The sequence below is a fragment of the Lysinibacillus sp. FW301-JW8 genome, from assembly GCF_058788755.1.
In genome coordinates, this window is the sequence record NZ_JBYTBB010000004.1 from 79,567 (window position 1) to 101,088 (window position 21,522).

At 35.7% G+C, this 21,522-nt stretch carries 22 protein-coding genes, 1 pseudogene and 2 riboswitches; of the genes and pseudogenes, 19 read left to right on the forward strand and 4 right to left on the reverse strand.

The genetic code is table 11. The features are described 5' to 3' along the window. Positions 1–8: 8 nt before the first annotated feature. The 4 genes from AC3WOM_RS02960 to AC3WOM_RS02975 all read left to right on the forward strand — a co-directional run bounded on the left by AC3WOM_RS02960 (position 9) and on the right by AC3WOM_RS02975 (position 4,010). Complete coding sequence (locus AC3WOM_RS02960) at positions 9–632, forward strand: transmembrane-type terpene cyclase (RefSeq protein WP_492444858.1); 624 nt, start codon at positions 9–11, stop codon at positions 630–632. 256 nt (positions 633–888) lie between these two features. After that, entirely contained in the window at positions 889–1,497 is a 609-nt protein-coding gene (safA, locus tag AC3WOM_RS02965) for a SafA/ExsA family spore coat assembly protein (protein WP_492444860.1), read from the forward strand. Positions 1,498–1,955: 458 nt separating this feature from the next. After that, positions 1,956–2,930 (forward strand): VanW family protein, encoded by a 975-nt coding sequence (locus AC3WOM_RS02970; RefSeq protein ID WP_492444862.1) that lies wholly within the window; start codon positions 1,956–1,958, stop codon positions 2,928–2,930. Positions 2,931–3,185: 255 nt separating this feature from the next. Continuing rightward, on the forward strand, positions 3,186–4,010 hold the full coding sequence (locus tag AC3WOM_RS02975; RefSeq protein WP_492444863.1) for a methyl-accepting chemotaxis protein: 825 nt from the start codon (positions 3,186–3,188) through the stop codon (positions 4,008–4,010). A gap of 46 nt (positions 4,011–4,056) precedes the next feature. On the opposite strand, the gene AC3WOM_RS02980 is transcribed toward AC3WOM_RS02975, so the two are convergent. From AC3WOM_RS02980 to AC3WOM_RS02990, 3 genes are all read right to left on the reverse strand, one after another. Then, positions 4,057–4,674 (reverse strand): HAD hydrolase-like protein, encoded by a 618-nt coding sequence (locus AC3WOM_RS02980; protein ID WP_492444865.1) that lies wholly within the window; start codon positions 4,672–4,674, stop codon positions 4,057–4,059. 758 nt (positions 4,675–5,432) lie between these two features. Next, complete coding sequence (locus AC3WOM_RS02985) at positions 5,433–6,209, reverse strand: YibE/F family protein (RefSeq protein ID WP_492444867.1); 777 nt, start codon at positions 6,207–6,209, stop codon at positions 5,433–5,435. Next, positions 6,209–7,336, reverse strand: coding sequence for a YibE/F family protein (locus AC3WOM_RS02990; protein WP_492444868.1), 1,128 nt, complete (start codon positions 7,334–7,336; stop codon positions 6,209–6,211). Before AC3WOM_RS02990 ends, AC3WOM_RS02985 begins: the two co-directional genes overlap by 1 nt. A gap of 212 nt (positions 7,337–7,548) precedes the next feature. Between AC3WOM_RS02990 and AC3WOM_RS02995 the strand changes: the two are divergent. The 15 genes and pseudogenes from AC3WOM_RS02995 (at position 7,549) to splB (ending at position 20,996) form a co-directional block, all read left to right on the forward strand. Continuing rightward, positions 7,549–8,451: pseudogene (locus AC3WOM_RS02995) on the forward strand (SDR family oxidoreductase). Between the two features lie 304 nt (positions 8,452–8,755). Next, a riboswitch (FMN riboswitch) is annotated at positions 8,756–8,881 on the forward strand. Between the two features lie 118 nt (positions 8,882–8,999). After that, positions 9,000–9,125, forward strand: a riboswitch (FMN riboswitch). Positions 9,126–9,365: 240 nt separating this feature from the next. Beyond that, positions 9,366–10,004, forward strand: coding sequence for a riboflavin synthase (ribE, locus tag AC3WOM_RS03000; protein ID WP_492444869.1), 639 nt, complete (start codon positions 9,366–9,368; stop codon positions 10,002–10,004). A gap of 27 nt (positions 10,005–10,031) precedes the next feature. Next, positions 10,032–10,649 carry a 3,4-dihydroxy-2-butanone-4-phosphate synthase gene (ribB, locus tag AC3WOM_RS03005; RefSeq protein ID WP_492444870.1) on the forward strand — a complete coding sequence of 206 codons (618 nt, stop codon included), beginning with the start codon at positions 10,032–10,034 and terminating at the stop codon, positions 10,647–10,649. A 17-nt stretch (positions 10,650–10,666) separates the two neighbouring features. Next, a complete protein-coding gene (gene ribH, locus AC3WOM_RS03010) occupies positions 10,667–11,134 on the forward strand; it encodes a 6,7-dimethyl-8-ribityllumazine synthase (RefSeq protein WP_492444872.1) in 468 nt (155 codons plus the stop codon). Between the two features lie 157 nt (positions 11,135–11,291). Beyond that, entirely contained in the window at positions 11,292–12,746 is a 1,455-nt protein-coding gene (locus tag AC3WOM_RS03015) for a spore germination protein (RefSeq protein WP_492444874.1), read from the forward strand. Positions 12,747–12,848: 102 nt separating this feature from the next. Further along, positions 12,849–13,874 carry a C45 family autoproteolytic acyltransferase/hydrolase gene (locus AC3WOM_RS03020; RefSeq protein WP_492444876.1) on the forward strand — a complete coding sequence of 342 codons (1,026 nt, stop codon included), beginning with the start codon at positions 12,849–12,851 and terminating at the stop codon, positions 13,872–13,874. A gap of 304 nt (positions 13,875–14,178) precedes the next feature. Further along, positions 14,179–15,486 (forward strand): sensor histidine kinase, encoded by a 1,308-nt coding sequence (locus AC3WOM_RS03025; RefSeq protein ID WP_492444878.1) that lies wholly within the window; start codon positions 14,179–14,181, stop codon positions 15,484–15,486. Between the two features lie 119 nt (positions 15,487–15,605). Next, the gene (locus AC3WOM_RS03030) at positions 15,606–16,154 is read left to right on the forward strand and encodes a histidine phosphatase family protein (RefSeq protein ID WP_427546828.1); all 549 of its coding nucleotides are present in this window, start codon (positions 15,606–15,608) and stop codon (positions 16,152–16,154) included. A gap of 24 nt (positions 16,155–16,178) precedes the next feature. Further along, entirely contained in the window at positions 16,179–17,027 is an 849-nt protein-coding gene (locus AC3WOM_RS03035) for a GNAT family N-acetyltransferase (RefSeq protein WP_492444880.1), read from the forward strand. Between the two features lie 163 nt (positions 17,028–17,190). After that, complete coding sequence (locus AC3WOM_RS03040; protein WP_492444882.1) at positions 17,191–17,799, forward strand: transglutaminase-like domain-containing protein; 609 nt, start codon at positions 17,191–17,193, stop codon at positions 17,797–17,799. A 97-nt stretch (positions 17,800–17,896) separates the two neighbouring features. Further along, positions 17,897–18,118 carry a DUF2829 domain-containing protein gene (locus AC3WOM_RS03045; protein ID WP_492444884.1) on the forward strand — a complete coding sequence of 74 codons (222 nt, stop codon included), beginning with the start codon at positions 17,897–17,899 and terminating at the stop codon, positions 18,116–18,118. A gap of 54 nt (positions 18,119–18,172) precedes the next feature. Continuing rightward, positions 18,173–18,928: a 3-oxoacyl-ACP reductase gene (locus AC3WOM_RS03050; RefSeq protein ID WP_492444886.1), complete on the forward strand. Its 756-nt coding sequence runs from the start codon at positions 18,173–18,175 to the stop codon at positions 18,926–18,928. A 151-nt stretch (positions 18,929–19,079) separates the two neighbouring features. Further along, positions 19,080–19,589, forward strand: a complete 510-nt coding sequence (locus AC3WOM_RS03055; RefSeq protein WP_492444888.1) for a QueT transporter family protein — start codon at positions 19,080–19,082, stop codon at positions 19,587–19,589. Between the two features lie 140 nt (positions 19,590–19,729). Then, positions 19,730–19,954, forward strand: coding sequence for a transcriptional regulator SplA domain-containing protein (locus AC3WOM_RS03060; RefSeq protein ID WP_427546852.1), 225 nt, complete (start codon positions 19,730–19,732; stop codon positions 19,952–19,954). A 13-nt stretch (positions 19,955–19,967) separates the two neighbouring features. Continuing rightward, positions 19,968–20,996: a spore photoproduct lyase gene (gene splB / locus AC3WOM_RS03065; RefSeq protein ID WP_492444889.1), complete on the forward strand. Its 1,029-nt coding sequence runs from the start codon at positions 19,968–19,970 to the stop codon at positions 20,994–20,996. A gap of 35 nt (positions 20,997–21,031) precedes the next feature. Here splB and AC3WOM_RS03070 read toward each other — a convergent pair whose 3' ends face one another. After that, positions 21,032–21,481 carry an NUDIX hydrolase gene (locus tag AC3WOM_RS03070; protein ID WP_427546858.1) on the reverse strand — a complete coding sequence of 150 codons (450 nt, stop codon included), beginning with the start codon at positions 21,479–21,481 and terminating at the stop codon, positions 21,032–21,034. Between the last annotated feature and the right edge of the window lie 41 nt (positions 21,482–21,522).

Here is a 21,522-nt window from a genome sequence, read left to right on the forward strand (position 1 = left end):
TGTGTATAATGGCTCAAGAAAAGCTTTTATTAATTTGTCAATTAGGCATGGGGCTATTTTGGATTATTACATATATACTCATTATCAAGCAGGGATTCCAAGATAAGAAGTATGGAATGCCAATGGCCGCCATTTGTGCCAATATTTCATGGGAATTTATCTTTGCCTTTATGTACCCACAAAACGATCTCCAAAGGATGATTACCTTTCTTTGGTTTATATTAGACATTATTATAATGATGCAATATTTAAGATATGGTCATAAAGAATATCGAAAATTAATTCCTAGTAAAATATTTTATGCATCATTTTTCATAACGCTTGGTGCTAGCTTTTTCATTATTTTAGCAATGATGCATGAATTTAATGATATAGCTGGAATATATGCGGCATTTTCACAAAATCTGATGATGTCAGGGCTGTTTATTGCCTTGTTATTACAAAGAGGAAATCTTAGCGGTCAATCGATGGGCATAGCATTTTGTAAAATGCTTGGCACTGTATTTGCAGCAGTAGGCTTTTATATGTACTTTCGAACTCCCTTGATTACCATTATTTCACTTGCGACTCTATTTTATGATGGACTCTATATTGTTTTAATTTATAGACTTTATCGAAAAAAGGTTAAATAAAATACCTTTTTACTTAAATTATGGGCAAGTATAATTGGTTTTTGTTTTAAAAAATGTTGGTAATTTATACCGATTACAATCATATTGCAATAATGTTACATAGCTAAACAGTGAGAACAGCGCTGTATAAGTCATTGTGTACCTGTTTTTAGCTTGTGTCATACAATTGTAAAATTCCTTCCAAATATTTAGTGATGATTAATACTTAGAAACTATTTACGATAAATATAGAGCCAATAAGGAAGGAATGAATAACATGTTTAAAAGAGTAAAAAAAGCAGCACTTGCGTCCGTATTATCTGCATCCTTATTAATTCCAGTCGGGGCGATGGCAGCCGATTCATATACAGTTGTAGCAGGTGATTCTCTTTGGAAAATTGCTGTAAAAACACAAACAGGTATACAAGAACTAATTGAAGCAAATCCACAACTTGCAAATCCAGATCAAATTAATCCGGGACAAAAAATTAATATTCCTACGAAAGAGCAGGCAAGCGTTGAACAGGAAGTTGTAACATTAGTCAATGCAGAGCGAGCTAAAGAAGGTCTACCAGCCTTAAAAGAAGAATGGGAGCTTTCTCGAGTGGCAAATTATAAATCTCAAGATATGCATGATAAAAAGTACTTTGATCACACAAGTCCAACTTACGGTACACCATTTACAATGATGAAAAACTTTGGAATAACGTATAAATCGGCTGGCGAAAATATTGCAATGGGACAACGTTCAGCAGAGGAAGTTGTGAAAGCATGGATGAATAGTACTGGTCATAGAGCTAATATTTTAAATAAAAACTACACACATATCGGCGTAGGATATGTGAAGGATGGTAACTACTGGACACAAATGTTTATTCAAAAATAGTATTGTATTGCCTGAATCAAAGTCAGGTATGCTTTATTTTCATTAAAACTCATATAGATTGAAGGACATCTCGTACTTGGCATATAATAAAAAAGTATATTTTGAAGTATATTTATAAATTACAAGAAGGACATTCATCCACAATTTATGGAAAATAATAGTTGAAACTCAAAAAGAGCGTCTAGTAGCTAAAACTAGCTATTAGGTGCTCTTTTCAATGTAATCATGTTTAATTTTAGATTTTAACATTTTTCATTATTGCTTTTTGAGGAGGATGGCCTGTGCTCGTGATTTCACCCACTTCTTTTCAAGCTCTAATAGGAAATAGTTGTTTTGAAGGTATACTACATGTTATTTATAGATTTTCATTTGCAAATAAAAACCCAAAAAAGTAACACACTATCCTCGATATATGAATAAGATGTTTCTGTAGTGACGATAGAGGTAGGTGTTTGTTCATGAAAAAGCAATGGATACCCATGCTTTGTATGCTCTGCACAATTGGACTAGTCGGCTGTCAAGAGAAATCGGTGCAAGAGAAAAAGCTGGAACAGGAAGTACAAGATTTAGAGCAGGAGCAACAGGCTGTTATGTATGAGCAAAAGCAACAATTGGAGACTGTTGTGGAAATTGTTGATCCTTCCACAAATACGGTTATACAGACAATTTCTCCAAATGAAATGGGTTATGAAAACAATGTGCCATCGTATACAAAGGAAATTGAACATTTGGCAAAAGCGTTGGCAAGAGGAAGTGGAGATACAGCTGGTTATGACCAGCGCATGATACTTGATAGGCTGGATGATAACGGAAAAATAATAAAGGGCAGTCCTTTAATTGTTTTAAAAGAAAAAGAATTGGTGGATAGAATATTAGAGGCTTCAGCATCTGGTGGTAAAGTAGTGATGCCGCTTTATATAACAGAAAGCGGTTATTATCTGGAGGATATTCCTTATTTAGAGGAAACCGTTGTCGCATCTTATACCACTTATTTTAATAGTGCTGATGTCGGAAGAAATAAAAATATCCAATTATCTGCTAAAGCGATTCATAATGTTATTGTCGGAAGCGGGGATTATTTTTCATTTAACACCGTTGTTGGACCAAGAGATGAGGAGAATGGTTATCAGCCTGCACCAGAAATCATTAATAAGAAGGTGGTGATGGGCATTGGTGGTGGTATTTGTCAAACTTCGTCAACTTTGTTTAATGCAGTAGATCAGTTGCCAATTAAGTTTGTTGAACGTCATCACCATTCCTTAGATGTTGGCTATGTTCCAAAGGGAAGGGATGCTACGGTATCCTATGGAGGCTTAGATTTTAGGTTTCACAACACAAGTGACGTACCGTTTTTAATCAAATCTATTTACGGGGAAAATTTTTTAACTGTGGAGATAAGGACAGCAAAAAAATATGTAGAATTATTGAAATAAACATAATTAATGCTAAAGACACCTCTGCTCAAGGGGTGTCTTTTTAAATGTGTCATGCTATAGTTAAATTGAGGTATTTCAGTATAATGATGGTTCATCCTTATAGGCTAATGCAGTGTATATGGTTGGGAATATTTTGATTCTGAAAAAAATATTTTGACACTTTTAATTACCTTATAAAGAGCTCTTAAACAGAAAATGCACCTCATATGATGGATGAACCTTTATCGTGTAAATGGGGAAGGGGAAAAGACAATGCATGCAAAGCTACAGGCAGCAATAGACTCAATCGATTTTTACCAGGTAACCTATCCAGAAGATGCTTGTATAATTGTTGCAGATACAGAGAGAGTCCTTGCCTACAAGCCAGGAAAACAAGTGGATTTAAAGGTTGGTGTCGGTGATCCTGTAGGTAAATATCGTGGAACAACAACTGAAAAGGCACTTAGCTCAGGTAGATTTATCCGAGAAGAGCGAAGTGCTGAGGATTTTGGCATGGCCTATATTGCATCTGCACAGCCTATTTTTGAAGGTGGACAAGTAATCGGTGTTATCAGTGCGATCCTTTCAAATGAAAAAATGGACCATATGCGTTTACTAGCAACAGAGCTATCGAGCTCAGTGGAAGAAATGACTGCGACGAATGAAGAATTAGCAAAGGCAAGTGTAGATGTTTCCAATCGATTAGAGGAACTATCTAAGTTCTCAGAGTCCATGACTGGTGATATTCAACAAATTAATGCCATTGTAGATTTAGTTAAAGATTTAGCTATGAAATCAAAAATTCTTGGATTAAATGCATCCATCGAGGCAGCTCGTTCTGGTGAGCATGGACGTGGCTTTGCAGTAGTTGCCACTGAGATTCAAAAAATGTCTCAAAGCAGTACCGAAAGTGCGAATAGCATTACAAACCAATTAGAGAGTATTAAACAAGCCATAGATCAAGTAAACGAATCAGCAAATCAAATTGCAGCATTTACTCAACAGTTTTCAGCGAGTATGTATGAATTAACAGATGCCTATAAAGGTGTTAATAGCACAGCAGAAAAATTAATGCACATTAGTGAAGTGAAGAATTAAAAAGAGGGGTATAGCCTTTCTATTTTATGGCTATACCCCTCTTTGATTAAATAATTTCTAAAATTTCCTTTGGAGCAGTTATTTTATATTCAGGCTCTTCCTGTTGAATTACCTCAATAGAATCATATCCCCAAGAAACCCAAATAATTGGTACCCCGACTTTTTTACATGCTACAATATCTCTTTGTTCATCCCCTATATATAAAACGTCTGATGCAGTACTGCTGGAGTCCTTTAAAAATTTCTTCAGCACTTTATCCTTCCCAAAAATACGATTTGAGCAAAGTACATTTGATACACAATGAATATCATTCATTTTTAGAAATTCTAAAATATTCTCCTGGGAATTGGACGAAATAATAAGGATTTTATAGCCTCTTTTATCAATTTCCATCAGCACATCCTTGATTCCCTCATAAAGATGAACCTCATTTAAGGACTGTCGGTATAGACGATAAAATTGAGGTAAAATCATGGGTAATTTATACATTGGAAAATCAAATAATTTACTGCGCTCCGCTATGGATAATTTTTTCAATGATTCAATTTCCTTTAACTCTATTCCTTTAAATTTATATTTTTGTGCAAGTGTATTCCAAGCTGATGCAAATACAGCCGTAGAATCAGCCAATGTGCCATCAAAATCAAAGATGATATATTTCATTGAAAATGTTCTCCTTTATGTTCTAGTTGTATAGACGCTTAGTCCTTGAAAATGTTACGTACCTAAGAAATCCGATTTAAAGTATAATAACAAGATTCTATAGCATATGAAGCAGGTGGTGGTAAATGACCCTAGGAAAGTAATTTTTTCAATTATGTACAAATGCAAAATGGACATCGCTGTGGTAAATATTGTATCGGAAAATGCTCCTATTGAATAATGAAAAGCTTTATTTTGGAGAAAGCAGAAAAATGCCTTACTTAACATACAAAAAACCAAAGAACTTCAAATAAAAGTCTTTGGTTTTGCATATATAAATCTTATTTACTGTGTTTTCTTCATAATTAATGAAAGTATTACATTAACTAAAAGAGCTACGATCTGTTTTAATTCTTTATCCACTTGCTAAAACTCCTTCGATAGCTAAAAAGATTATAGTGAAGTTAACATAATAAAATTACAGAATTTTCAGTTAAAAAAATTGTGCAAAATTCTGTACCCTCTGGTGAATCTATTCGGATGTTAAATTTAAATCCTGATGTTGATTATCAGCGATTATTTTCCTTTAGTTAGTACATCTCCATAATACTAACTCGCCTGTTTTTTACTATAGCAAAAAAAATTTTTCTAATGTAAGCACTTTTATTATGTTTCACAATACGATTTCGCAACTTAGACAAACTTTTTAGACATAGTATTCATTTTTAAATAAAAAAGTACCTTTCATCCTATGTGTGTGGTGGAAAGGTACATATTAATTATGATGCATTTTCTGTTTTTTCTTTTTTTCTTATTAAATAATAGGCATTTACAGATGCAGTAATAGGAATGATTAATGCAATCCCAATACCTGCACAAAAGATCATCATTAATTCAGTGCTAAATACTTTAGAATTAATGATCTCACCAATTGAATAGGACAGATCCTTAAACCATATAAGCAAGCTTAAATATCCACCGAAAAAAGCAAAAAATAGAGTATTAGTATCTGTACCTAAAATATCCCTTCCTATGCTCATTCCTAATGTAAATAGTTTCTTTTTACTAATAAATGGATTGTGATGAAGAATCTCATGCATAGAAGTGGAAATTGAAATCGCAACATCCAAAATGGCTCCAATTGTACTCATAATGATAACCGAAGCACTGATTTGCACAAAATTGACACCAATATAAAGGGAGAATATACTAATTTCCTCTGTTGATTCCTCTCCAAATCCTTGAAGCATAGATTTATCCGTTATCCATACAATGAAAAGTAACAAAATAATGATTGTTATCATCGTAGAAATAAAAGCAGTGACTGTTTTACTACTTATTTGATTAATATAAAAAAGGCTAATCCAACTTATAACAATACAGGCGATCAACGTTAATAAAATTGGACTATTTTTTGGATTAGTCATTAAAAAGATAGTAATAAAGAGAACCCCAAAGTTTATAAATAAAGATAGGAAAGATCGTGCTCCTTTTTTTCCGCCAATAACGATCATCAAGATGAATAAAATAGCAGTTAACCACACTAATACATTCATTATTTTGCCCTCTTTCGATTAATGAAAAAAATAGAAGTGTATAGACTAATGGGAATTGTTAAGACAACACCAATTCCACCTGAAAGGGCCCTAGTTAATTCTAATGAAAGGTTCAAGGAAAGTGTTTGTCCTAATGGATAAGAGTTTTTCAAATATAAAATTAACATAGGAATTGAACCACTAATATAAACAAAAAACAAAATACTTGTAATTGTTCCCATAATGTCTTTTCCGATATCCATCCCAGAGGTTTTCAGTGCTTGATTAGAAATATTTTGATTTTGATTAAATAAGGCAAAAATTGAAGAAGACATTGTAATAGAGACATCCATTACAGCTCCTAGTGCCCCAATAAATAACCCAGCCATAAAAATCACTCGATAAGGTCGTGTTAGAAATTGCATTTCTTCATATCGAAGCCCATTCTCGGATGTAATCCATAGAACTAAAGCGCTAATCAATACAGAAATAAAGGTTCCTAAAAGTGTTGCAACAATTGCTGCATAAGTTTTTTCATTAAAGCCGTTAATGAGAATTAAAGAAATAACTGTAAATAAAAGAACACAGACCCCGCTGATGAGTAACAAGCTTATATTTGAATGCTTTACGTATAAATCTAAGGAATATGATAAAACAAGAGCATTCACCATTAAACTTATAATTGAAAACAACCCTTGCTTCCTGCCAACTATTAGCAATGCAAAAATAAACACCCACGTTATCATTAAAACGAATTGATCACGCTTCACGTCTAAGATTGTACCTGTTAAATCTCCATTCTTGTCCTTGCTTTCTTTAATGGTAACAAACAAGTTATTTCCGGTATGATATTCTTGATCGAATGCCCCAGAGGTAGAATAGTTATTTTTTAATTTGATAATCTGACCTTTTTCTTGTCCATTTTTTAAGACAGCAGTAATATGCTGTGTATATACATAATCCTTATTATTATACATATCTGTTACAGGCGTTGAATCTATCACATGTATTTTAATCACTTCTGCAATAGGGCGTTGATAAAAGGCTTCGTTATTATTAACAAAAAATACAGAGGCGATGAAGCAAAATGCTAATAGAACATAAAATACAATTTGTTTATACTTTCTTATTTTCACTAGGTTATGCAACAGTAAAACCTCCGTTGAAAGGGACGCTATAAATAATGACTCACGATATCACTGTGATTTTTTATTGTCAAGTGAACCGCAAATTGATTTCATTTTTACTGTTTATGGTTAATTGAGAGGTTGTGTCGTGCTGTATGTCTTTTCCTAGCATTAGCAACATATATCTAATCATATCGAATCGTGTAGTTTCCATATTGGAAGGAGGTTACAATGTGATTCCGAAATATCCTTATATTGGATATGAAACAAAGTGCAAGCAAGTTCCCATTACATTCCCACCACAGCATCAAGATGTTCAGCCAGGGCTAGAATATGTTATGCGGCCAGTTCCTATTTCTGACAACCCGGCATATAAAGGAATCGGAAAATTAAATGGGAAAATCGCTATAATTACTGGGGGAGATAGTGGAATTGGTCGTGCGGTTGCAATCGGATTTGCAAAGGAAGGAGCCCAGATGGCTATTACCTATATGCCACATGAATGACCTGATGCAGAAGCAACGAAGCAAATGGTGGAGGTATATGGGCAATCCATTCTATTAATTGAAGGGGATTTACGTCATCCCGAGTTTTCTAAGGAAGCAGTAAGAAAAACGATTGAGTGTTACGGTAAGCAAGACATACTTATTTTAAATCAAGGTGTACAATTCCCGCAGCAAAGCTTTTTAGATATCTCAAAAGAACAATTGAATGATACCTATGAAACCAATATTTTCCCTCATTTTTATATGACAAAGGCAGGATTACCTTATATGAAGCAGGGTGAGGCAATTATTTCCACCGCTTCCGTGACTGCTTACGCTGGAGCCCCGTTACTTGTCGATTATTCTTCTACAAAAGGAGCGATTGTTTCATTCACTAGATCATTATCCTTGCAATTAGCGAGTAAGGGAATACGAGTGAATGCAGTTGCCCCTGGACCGATCTGGACCCCACTAATTGTCTCTAGCTATTCCGCAGAATATGTCAAAACAATGGGCTTAGAAACCCCGATGAAACGAGCTGGGCAACCATTTGAACTTGCACCTACCTATATTTATTTAGCTTCTGATGATTCTTCTTTTGTTACGGGTCAGGTACTGCATGTCAATTGTGGCATTATGACGGAAACGTAAGTAATTTTAAAGTTGTAGTCGATTAATTTGTAAAACAAAAGTAATTCAAATGAAGGGTGATTTTTCCAATTATTTTATCTTCATTCATTTTCTATGCGAAAGCGAGGCGACAGCAACAATTACGCCAAGGCGAAATTGAACTTCAATCAGAACAATTTTTGAGGTCAAATCGGCTGTGAGAAAATCGAGGAGTTGAATGTAGCAGAACTGTTTAATGAAGACATACTTGATAAAAGAACAATTTTTATAAACAATTGTATGGATAATATTATAAAATAGTGTTATCGTAAAGAATAAGCTAAATAAAATCCTTCAGGGTAGGGTGAAATTCCCAATCGGCGGTGATGAAGTAATTCAAAGTCCGTGAGCGAAAGCTGATTTGGTGCAAATCCAAAACCGACAGTGATAGTCTGGATGGGAGAAGGGTAAAAGTGCAAACTTTTTAAATTCGTATGAATTTATAAGGTTTATTTGATTATGCTTTTATGTTAACTTCCCGTCGTTGAGATTGGGAGGTTTTTTTATTTAGCGAATAAATTAAATAGCGAAATGTTCTTCGGGGTAGGGTGAAATTCCCAATCGGCGGTGATGAAGCAATTCAAAGTCCGTGAGCGAAAGCTGATTTGGTGCAAATCCAAAACCGACAGTGATAGTCTGGATGGGAGAAGAACGATGAGATGACAGCCTATGGAAAAAATAGAGTATCCAAAAGGTTTATTTGTTGACGTCTTATTTATATGAACTCCCAAACCCCTTTCAAAACGATGAAGGGGTTTTTGTTTGTTAGTGGGATAGAATGCTGAAAGTGATGAATAGAAATAGAAAAGTGATGGATTGACCCCAAAAACTGATGCATAGAATCACAAAACCGATGGATAGAGCCTTTAACGCGTAGAAAGAAAGCAGGTGGAAAAATGTTTACAGGGATTGTTGAGGATATTGGTACAATGAAAACCTTGCAAATCGATCAGCAAAGTATGAAAATAACGGTTCTTTCAGCAAAAATGGTGGAGGATGTAAAGCTCGGAGACAGTATAGCGGTCAATGGTGTTTGTTTAACAGTGACAAACTTTACTGATCGAGAGCTGACAATGGATGTCATGCCAGAAACGGTGAAGGCAACTAATTTGCAGCAGCTTGCTGTAGGAGATCCAGTTAACTTAGAGCGCGCCATGCCTGCGAATGGACGATTCGGTGGTCATTTTGTATCTGGGCATGTTGATGGAGTAGGAAAAATAGTACGTAAGCGACCATTAGCAAACGCAGTTTATATTGATATTGAGCTATCCGAGGAATTAATAAACAACTGTATACCAAAAGGCTCTATTACAATTGATGGTACGAGCTTAACACTTTTTCATGTTGAGCAAAAAAGTGTCACAGTATCACTAATACCACACACGTATAAGGAAACTCTTTTAGGTATGAAGAAAATAGGTGCTCCCGTTAATATTGAAACGGATTTAGTTGGAAAATACATTTTACACCAGCTAAAGCGTAATCAGGAAGTGCCAGCTATTACGAGAGATTTTTTAGCACAAAACGGATTTTAAACGATGAATGGTAAGGAGGTGCCAATATTGCTACACACAATTGAAGAAGCAATAGAGGATTTAAAACAGGGCAAGATGATTATTGTAGTAGACGATGAGGATCGAGAAAATGAAGGAGATTTACTGGCTTTAGCAGAGCATATGACGCCTGAAACGATAAACTTTATGGCGACATATGGAAGAGGCCTTATCTGCACACCGATTACACAGCAGCTCGCACAAAAATTAGCCTTACAACCTATGGTAAGTAACAATACAGACAATCATCAAACAGCATTTACAGTTAGCATTGATCATATGGATACAACAACAGGAATTAGCGCCTTCGAACGAGCAATGACAATAAAAAAAATGATTGAACCACAAGCAAAGGCAGAGGATTTTCGTAGACCTGGTCATGTATTTCCGCTAATCGCAAAGGAGAATGGTGTGTTAGAGCGTAGAGGTCACACCGAAGCAACCACTGATTTAGCAAAGCTTTGTCACAGTATTCCCGCAGGCATTATTTGTGAAATTATGGGGAACGATGGCAAAATGCTACGCTTCGATGAATTGATCAGCTATGCAACGCATCATCAGCTAAAAATAATTTCAATTGAAGAATTAGTGTTATATCGTCAGCAAAATCACAAAATTACAATTTAAAAGAGGAGAATTTAGATATGGGTAAAACATTTGAAGCACAATTAATTGGTACAGACTTAAAAATTGCTATCGTAGTAGGTCGATTCAATGAATTTATTACAAGTAAATTATTAGATGGAGCACTCGATGGTTTAAAGCGTCACGGTGTAGCTGAGGACTCTATTGATGTAGCATGGGTTCCTGGTGCATTTGAGGTTCCATTTATTTCAAAACAACTGGCAGAAACAAAGAAATATGATGCCATTATTGGTTTAGGGACAGTGATTCGTGGCTCTACAACACATTATGACTATGTATGCAATGAATCAGCAAAAGGAATTGCCAATGTATCATTAACAACAAATGTGCCAGTTATTTTTGGCATTGTGACAACTGAAAATATTGAGCAAGCCATTGAACGTGCTGGTACAAAATCAGGTAATAAAGGCTATGATTCTGCAATGTCTGCTATTGAAATGGCGAATTTAAAGAGAATGATTGGCTAAAACATAGTTTGATTTTATTTAATTGAAATTATTCATTTAAAGTATCTTATCCTCCTAAAACCTGAATATTTTAAACAAGCATGGGGAAAATATTGTGTAAGTGTATTGATGCATGTACGAATCTGGAGCTGAATCAGTAGGAGATGAGGAATATTCAATGGAACAAATCGTAAATTTGCAAACTTTGAAGGCATTATTTCAACGCTCTGCTGATGTGATTTTTCAAAGGTATACAATGCAGCAACATACAGTACATGTTATTTATTGTGATGCAATGATTAATGAACAATTACTACAAAGCGTTATTGTTCAAGAGCTCCAATCGATGCTTGAAAAGACTTCAGGTGAATTATTAGCGGAAGATATTATAAAGCATCTACACATTCCTCATTTGAACAAAATCTCAGAAAAAGAGGAAGTCATTACAAAACTCTATAAAGGACATGTGCTGCTGTATTTTGAAGATGCACAATTATTATTTACAAGTTATATTCCTAAAAAGCCAAACCGAGAGCCTAGAGAAACATCCCTTGAATTAGTCATAAAGGGTCCAAGAGACGATTTTATTGAGGATATCGATATTAATATTGCTTTATTACGAAAACGATTACCTACAAATTCATTAAGTGTTGAAACATATGAAATCGGCAAGCGTTCTAAAACATCTGTAGCAATCCTTTATATGGATGATATTGTTAATAAAGAAATGCTAGAGGACATCAAAGTACATCTTCAAAAAGTAGATACGGATATTGTGTTTAGTGGCGATATTTTAATGGAGAGAATTGAGCAAAGCGCAAAAATTCTTCCTAGACATGATTACACAGGTCGTCCTGATTTTGCTGTACAGGCCTTAATCAATGGTAGAATTGTAATAATGGTGGATGGTGTCACCTATGCCATTATTACACCAGCAAACGTGCTTCTAGTCTTTAAATCAGGCGAGGATTATTATTATCCGATTTTTGTAAGTTCTATGGAAAGACTGCTACGCATTGTTGGCATATTAATTAGCGTGCTTTTACCAGGCTTCTGGCTAGCGCTTACGACCTATCATCAAGAGCAATTACCTTTGATTCTTTTAGCAACAGTTGTGCAATCAAGGACAGGGCTTCCGTTTCCAACAGTTCTAGAAATATTACTAATGGTATTTATGTTTGAAATGTTCCGTGAGGCCAATATACGGCTCCCAAGTATCATTAGTGGATCAATGAGTGTCGTTGGAGGTTTAATTATTGGTGATGCAGCTATTAAAGCTGGTATAACTAGTCCTTCGATGATAGTTGTCATTGCTATTTCTAGCATTGCAGCCTATACGCTTGTCAATCAATCCTTTGTCACGGCAATGAGTATATTCCGCGTTATCATTATATTAGCGGCAGCATTTTTCGGCTTGTATGGCTTCTTTATAGCGATTTTTTTCATTCTGCTATATACAGCAAATTTGCGAGTGCTTGGCATTCCATATTTAAATTTAGGAGCAGATTTAGATTGGCAGGATATGAAAAAATCCTTAGTGAGATTATCTCCTAAAGGCTACGGTAAACGCCCAGCATTTTTAAATTTGCAGGATAAAACTAGAACTTCTCGTAAAAACAAAAAAATGGACTAGGTACTGGTATACCTAGTCCATAATTATTTTCTTGACCTTCTATTTGCTTGAAGCTTTATGATGTTGGAAAATAAGTAAGTTCAATAAGGGAGAGAAATCAACATGTCAGGTTATGAAGGGTTAATCGTCAAAGTTGAAAATGTGAGCGGTAGCTATCACCAAATTGGTTTACAGCAAAGCAAGGGGCTTTTATCTTTACTACAGATGCCAAAAGATATTTTACTGCACTTAACTAGATCTACTAATACTCAAACAGCGAAACAACTTTTACAGAAACATTGTCCACAGCTCATCCATGAGATGGAACGCTTGAGTGCTGGTTCAGCTTTATCGGTAGCCACTGTGCTTAGATTGTACAGTGGCTATTCTATTTCTTTTCCGGAGATGGGCTGCACAGCATTAGTGAAGGATGGGATGTATGTCCGTAATTATGATTTCAGTCCAGCTTTGTACGATGCTAGGCTTGTCTTTTCTAATCCAGAGAATGGTTATGCAAGTATCGGGTTTAGTCAGCAAATCATTGGTAGACTGGATGGGATGAATGAATACGGGTTAGTTGTTGGTCTGCATTTTGTTAATCATGAGTACTCTGAAGAAGGCTTTATTGCTTCTACAATTGTTCGTATACTATTAGAGCAATGTAAAACAATCGAAGAGGCATGTATGTTAATAAAGGAAATTCCCCATGGTTACTGCTATAATTATTCTATGACAGATTGTAGCGGGAGAGCTATAGTAGTAGAAGCCACCCCACAGAAGCAAGTGATAAAGCGGGAAAACCCATTAATTTGTACAAATCATTTTGAATCCATACATTTAATAGAAAAAAATAAGAAAATGATAGAAGGTTCTATTCACAGAAAGCGGTTTTTAACGAAATTACTGGAGGAAGAGCTTTCCATTACAGCCGTCTATCAACATTTTAATGCTGAAAATTCACCATTATTTTATGATAATTATCACGAATACTTCGGCACATTACATACGATTATTTATCAGCCGAAAACATTAAAGATCCTTGTCGGAATCGGAGGGAATGCACAGCCAATAGCATTTTCATTTAAAGAATACTTGGCGAGAGCTCTAACGCTTCCAAAAGAGATAAAAGGCATCATCTATACAAATTAAAGCTGTTTGGTAAAATCATACATGTTTTCGAAAAGGAGGTAGCTTGCAGGCTACTCTCTTTTTTTACTTTGCTTGGCACTTAAAATAAAAATTGCTTTTATGATTTTGATAAAGTAGGATAAACAAGAAATATACTCTAAAGGAAGAACACTAAACAACTAAAAAAGAAGAAGTTTATTATAGTATAATGATTACGATCATTTACAAATTTGTTTCGGTTGACATAGCCGCTATAAAAACCTTGCTCCAGCTACATCATGTCATGTCATTATTCATTTCTAGAGATGAGGAAGTACCACTTAGTATGAAAAATCGAAAATTAAAACTAATCCTAATCCTATCAACTATTTTATTACTATTGTTTACTAGTTTAAATATCTTTACATCGTATATTAAAATGAAAAAAACGGTAGAAGAATCCATTGCGAACCAAAGTCTGGAAGCTGCTATTTCGATTGCATCCTCAATCGATGTGGAGGCGTACCAACGATTTTTAAATAATCCAGAAAAGACTGATTACTATTGGGAATTACGAAGCTATTTAAATGATGCGAGAATTAAACTTGGTGCATTATTTGTTTATACCTTACAGGTAGATAATCCAAAGGTTTCACATGCTATGATTATGGGAATGCCTAGTGAATTAACAGAAGGCTTTGATATTGGAGAGGTCTGTACAGTTCCTGAGCAGCAAGTACAAAGGGCTTATATGGGAGAAACATATGTGACAGAGGTAATCCCAGATTCTGTACATGGTTCTTATCTTTCAGTTGGAGCACCAATTAGAGATAAAACAGGTACGATTATTGCATACCTTGGCATTGATATTAGTGCGGATACACTGAATGGCATAAAGGGAAAAGTAATCGAGGATAATCTGTTTATCTTTATTTTTAATGGCGTATTTATTTTAATTGTGATTGCTTCATTTTTATTTTTACAAAGATGGTATCAAAAAGAGGTTGCTAAAGAGGTTGGGGCAACGGAGGATACCTATCTAGCTGAAATTAAAACCTTAATTACTTCTGTATCCTCCCTAAGACATGATTTTACTAATCATATACAAGTATTGCATGGACTACTTCAACTAGATAAGCCTGAACAGGCAAAGCAATATTTATCTTCACTGTCGAAAGAGGTGCAGGCGATTAGGTCATTGAAGTTAAATATTAATCATCCTGGCTTATCGATTTTATTGCAGACGAAAAAATTAACAGCCCAAAATCATAATATCGATATGGATTTCACCATTTCACAGAATGATTTTAATAAAATAAAGACAACAGATTTAATCAAAATTTTATCAAACTTAATTGATAATGCCATTGACGCTGCAACAGAATTACCAGAAGGGCAACGGAAAATAACTATTTGTTGTAATGCAGATGATCTGTATTATGAATTTAAAGTTACCAATACGGGGCCAAATATTTTAGATGCTTCCCAAATATATAAGCAAGGATTTTCCACTAAAAAACCAGAAAGTGGGAAAATTAGAGGGCAGGGCTTATTTATTGTCAATGAAATTGTCCATAAATATAACGGGCAAATTTCGATTGATTCATCCAAACATTTAGAGACAACCGCCATTGTAAATATTCCAATAAAATAAACAGCTAAGCTTCCTATAAATACAGTGTAGGAAGCTTTTTTGGCTATATAGTGATCGTTTCTGACAGCTGATTCATATATTACTATGAAGCTAAATGGTATTATTAGGAGGAAAGAAAATTGAATATATCAGATCTTGATTTATGGAGAAAAGGTGGATTCATTTTATATGCACGACATGGAGAAGCAACAGTCGGTATAGATCAGCTGAATTTAAGTTTTCAAGATTGTATGAGTCAGAGAAATCTATCTGAGGAGGGGCGTAGGGAGGCAATATATTTTGGACAACTACTGAGACATTGGCAAATTCCAGTTGCTTCACCGATTATTGCAAGTCCTTTTTGTCGTACAATTGAGACGGCACAACTTGCATTTCCAAACACATGTATACAAATTGATCCCTTTTGGTTTGATATCTATTCGTTAGGTGGAAAAATCCCTCTAAATGAACAGACGAGAATACTGTCAAACTTACAGGCTGTATTAGAAAAGAAGCCTCCATATCGAATGAATCAAGCAATCATTGCCCATAGCTTTCCAGAAGGTATAGGGTTAGGGCATATTTCAAATATGGGGGTGGTCGTTGTGAAGCCGCTTGGTGCTGGAAATGGCTATGAAATTGTCAAAAAGCTGACTTTGGAGAAATTGGCTCGACTCAATTACCAGTAACTTTATATTGAAATGAGGGGAATTATGGAAATCAAAACAGTATCGCAATGCACATTAGAACAAGTTCTACATGCCTGGAATAAAGGCTTTGAAGGATATTTTGTCGAGATTGATATGAATGAAGAGATGTTTTTAACTCGGCTTGTGGGAGAAGGATTATCGCCAAAGCTGTCAATTGTTGCATTTGCAAATGATAAACCTGTTGGCATTGTAATGAATGGCTTTAGACAAATTGATGGCAAGAAAACATCTTGGAATGGAGGAACGGGCGTCTCTCCGAATTATCGTGGAAAGGGTGTCTCTCGAGCTTTAATGGAAGAAACTATTGCCATTTATGAAAGAGAGGGCATTGAAATAGCAACTCTTGAAGCTATTAAAGAGAATGTGGCAGCCATTGCTTTATATAAGAAATTTGGCTATGTCATTACAGATCACCTACTCTATTTAAGTGGAGATTTTGAAGCGAAAATTAACAAACAAAGGGTATTGCAGGTGAAAACGATAAGACCAGAGCAGCTTGCACATTTACCTGTTTATCGGGAAGAGGTTCCATGGCAATGTAGCTGGCAGAGCAATAAACAAGGGGAAGCAAAAGTTTTTTATAATGACCACGAAGAAGCTATCGGTTATCTACTATATAGAACAGTATGTAATCAAGAGGGAGCTATTGACAGAATCATTTTGTACCAGTTAGAGCTGTTGGAAAATGGCAAGGTGGAGGATATTCCGTACTTTCTATCGACCATAACGAATCAAATGGTAAAAATCACTACAGTGAATTTTTTTGCAAGTAACCCAGCAACAGAGTTTTTCCTTAAAAATGGACTTGAAGTGACGACAGAGCAGGTACAGATGAAGAAGTACTGGGGCTAGAAAACTGCTCAGGCAGAGAAAAAATTTGCTCGGCTAGCGAAGAGACCCGCTCAGGTAGCCAAAAAACTGTTGTGAACAGCAGCGATAGTCAAATGACTATATAAATCTATTTGCATAAAAATCCGTATTTATTTATAATTATTCCAAAAGGAGAATTAGATTTATGAAGCTGATTCCTGAGGCGACGGATTTAAATGAATATTTACAAGAACTGGAATATGTGGATTATCGTCATCCACTAATTTATCAAAAAATTGGTGAGATCTTTGAGAACCAATCTTCGGAAATAGAAATGGTGAGGACAGCTTTCCTATTTGTTAGAGATGAAATATCACACTCTGGGGACATTCAAAGTTCAAATATTACTTGTAAAGCCTCAGAAGTTCTAACAGAGCGTGAGGGAATCTGCTACGCAAAGTCTAATCTATTAGCAGCGCTGCTAAGAGGTGCAGGGATTCCAACTGGTTTTTGTTATCAACGATTAATGCTCTTTCATACCCCAGAAGAAGGCTATTGTCTCCATGCCTTAAATGGAGTTTATCTAAGGTCTTTAAATCGTTGGATTCGTTTAGATGCTCGTGGCAATAAACCGGGCGTTCAGGCTGAATTCTCTGTAAACGAGGAAATACTAGCCTTTCCAATAAACGAAAAGCTTGAAGAAACAGATTATCCTATTATCTACACTGCACCTAATAAAAACACAATGGCTACTTTAAGTTCACATACAAATGCATTAGAAATGTATATGCATCGATTACCTGATGTATTGTAAATTTACAAAGATGTTTAGTAGCTCATTATTCTATTGTTAACATTTGAGAATTCCAGTATACTATTTCGATAAAGAATGTTGAAAGAGGTTGAATGGAATGACGTTTGAAGAAATATTACCACGCTTAAAAGCAGGAGAAAAAGTGATTCGTAAGGGTTGGGGCGGTGCTGAATTGTATGTAAAGCTAGTTGGCAAAGGAGAGCATGAAGGCGAGACTTTAAATCCTTATTTTTTAATTAATGTACATGGTGAGGGTTATACAATGTTTACACCGACAGTTTGTGATTTATTAGCCGATGATTGGATTATTGTTGATTAAATAAAGGAGTCCATCTCAATAGAGGTGGCTTCTTTTGTTTTGAGGAGAGATGTTATGAAATTTGAAGAGTATCAGGGAAAGACGGTTTTTATTACAGGTGCCGCTTCAGGAATTGGTCAGGCTCAGGCCATTGCCTTTTTGGAAAATGGCGCAAATGTATTTGGATTTGACTTGGACGAAGCTGGTTTAATCCATTTACAACAGCAATTTCCTGGGCAATTTTCTTACTGTTTAGGCAGTGTAAGCAAGCAAAAGGATGTTGAAAAGTCGTTTTATAGCGCAATATCGCTATTTAAACAAATCGATATTTTATGTAATACGGCAGGTATTTTAGATGGTTTTGCCAAAACTCTGGATACAGATGAAGCGCTTTGGGATGCTATTATGAATACCAATTTAAAGGGAACTTATTTCGTTACGAATACGATTCTGCCTCATATGGTAGAAAGGAAGTCTGGCGTTATTATTAATATGGCATCGATTGCTGGACTAGTTGCAGGTGGTGGAGGTGCAGCTTATACAGCTTCTAAGCATGCTATTGTTGGCTATACGAAGCAGTTAGACTTAGATTATTGTCGTGAAGGCATTCGTGCCAATGCTATAGCACCAGGTGCCATCCAAACACCCATGAATCAGGCAGATTTTGAAGGAGATGGTGAAATGGCTAAATGGGTAGCCGATGAAACGCCTGCTGGTCGCTGGGCACAACCGCACGAAGTAGCGAATTTAACACTCTTCTTGGCAAGTTCTGTAGCTGATTATATTCATGGAACTGTTATGCCAATTGATGGTGGCTGGCTGACAAAATAGCATTGTTCAATAAGATATTCTTCTGCTATAATACGCAGGTAAGCAAAAATTGGCTTGCACTGCGGCACTTCAGATAGGGCGAAAAGCTCTCTTCCTTTGGTCGTAGTTATTACTAAAATAGCGATATGCTATTTTACAAAGGAGAATAAAATTGAATATATCTATTGTAAAAGAGTCTAGCCGTATTTCTGTAAGTGAGCTTACAAAGACGGCCCTTGTTGCAGCTTTATATGTTGCTGTAACTGTTTTATTGTCAGTCATTAGCTTTGGCGCTGTCCAGCTGCGTTTGTCAGAGATGTTTAATTATCTGGCATTGTACAATAAGCGCTATGTTGCAGCGGTGACGATAGGCGTAATACTCGCTAATTTCATGTCGCCAACATGGATATTAGATGTGCCGATTGGTGGGATTGCGACTTTTCTAGTGTTAATACTTTGCAGAAGCATCACAAAACATATGAAAAATGACATTGTAAAAATGGTAGTGACCGCATTGATTTTTGCTATATCAATGTTTACGGTTGTTGGACAATTAACAATCCTTTATGACCTTCCATTTTGGGCTACATGGTTTACAGTGGGAGTAGGGGAATTATTGTCTATGACTGTAGGTGGTCTGACTATATATTTATTAAATAAAAAAATTGATTTATCCAAATAAATTTGAAAAGTGAGCCTTTTATTGAAAATAGGGGCTCACTTTTTTCTCGTTTTTCAGAAGCTAAAAAAGAATTTTATAAGATAAACATAATCCTCTTACATTTTCACCAAACTAATGGAAAGACGGAGGAAGGTGAAGAGATGCAGCAACAATACAATGTCGGTGATATCGTTTATATTTTTTATCGTAATCCTCATATTCAGGATGTAGCGAATATACAGGAAGCCGCCGTGGTTTATCATCCAGAACAACCAGAGGAGCTAGCCCTTTTTTTATTTGAAACGTATTATCCAATAACAAATGATACATTGATTTTTTCAAGTGAGATGGCGGCTGAGCAGGCCTATCATCAGTATTTTCATTAAGGGAGAGAATATCATGAATAAACCATTTATCCCTCAGCTCGTCTATTTTGAACCAGATGCACTTCAATATCCACTAGGTCAGGAGCTAAAGGCAAAGTTTGAGCAGATGGGTATCGAAGTTCGTTATACAACTTCGCACAATCAAGTGAGAGATCTCCCAGGAGATAATGATTTTCAAAAGTATCGGGTAGCCAAATCTACATTAGTCGTAGGGATTCGGAAAACCTTAAAATTTGATACTTCTAAGCCCTCAGCTGAATATGCAATTCCATTTGCAACTGGCTGTATGGGGCATTGTCATTATTGTTATTTACAAACAACGATGGGCAGTAAACCTTATATACGTACCTATGTGAATGTCGATGAAATTCTGGAGCAGGCTGATCATTATATGGCAGAACGAGCACCTGACATCACACGCTTTGAGGCATCCTGTACCTCTGATATTGTAGGAATTGATCATCTAACACACACGTTGAAGCGAGCCATCGAGCATTTTGGTCAAAATGAATTAGGTCAATTACGATTTGTGACGAAGTTCCATCATGTGGATCATTTATTGGACGCGAAGCATAATGGGAAGACAAGGTTTCGTTTTAGTGTAAATGCCGATTATGTCATTAAGCATTTTGAGCCAGGTACATCCCCGTTAATAAAACGGATTGAGGCAGCTGGGAAAGTGGCAAGGGCCGGATACCCGCTTGGCTTTATCGTCGCCCCCATCTATCTTCATGATGGATGGCAGGAGGGCTATTATCATATGTTTGAGCGATTGGATGCTGAACTGCCAAAGGAGGTACGAGAGGATATAACGTTTGAGTTTATTCAGCATCGTTTTACAAAGCCAGCTAAACGTGTGATTGAAAAAAATTATCCCATGACAAAGCTAGAGCTCGATGAGACAGTGAGACGATATAAATGGGGCAAATATGGGATTGGTAAATATATTTATCAAAAAGAAGAAGAGGAAGATATTAAGGAACATTTGTATGGCTATATGCAAAAATTCTTTCCTCAAGCGAAATTAGAGTATTTTACGTAACAGTAGCTTAGAGAGAGAACTTGGTGGTTTTCTCTCTAAAGTATTTGTGATACATACGACTCAATAAACCTCCGATTTATAGCTGTTAATCCATCTGGTAAATCTATTAATGAATAGTACTGCATTGTCTCTGATTCATGATAATTAATCACTAAATCGCCTTTTACATTTTTTGTATAGTAGATGGCCGTAACGGAGTAAAATTCATCCCCGTTAGACATTTTAATATAATAATCTGGCCCTGAAAAAATGCCTAGTAACTGTAGGTTTGTAATAGTCAATCCTGTTTCTTCTAGCACTTCTCTTTTAGCGGTATCTTCTAAGCTTTCTCCTAATTCCATCAAACCACCTGGAAGTCCCCACCCTCCTTCGTATCTTTTTTGCAATAATACTTCGTTTGCATTATTAAGAATGATGACAGCTGAACCAGGTAAAATAATAGGTTGATGTCCTACATATTGTCGTAAAAATTGATAGTATTCCATGGTAACACTCATTTCTGTTATTATTTATATCTTTGTATTAA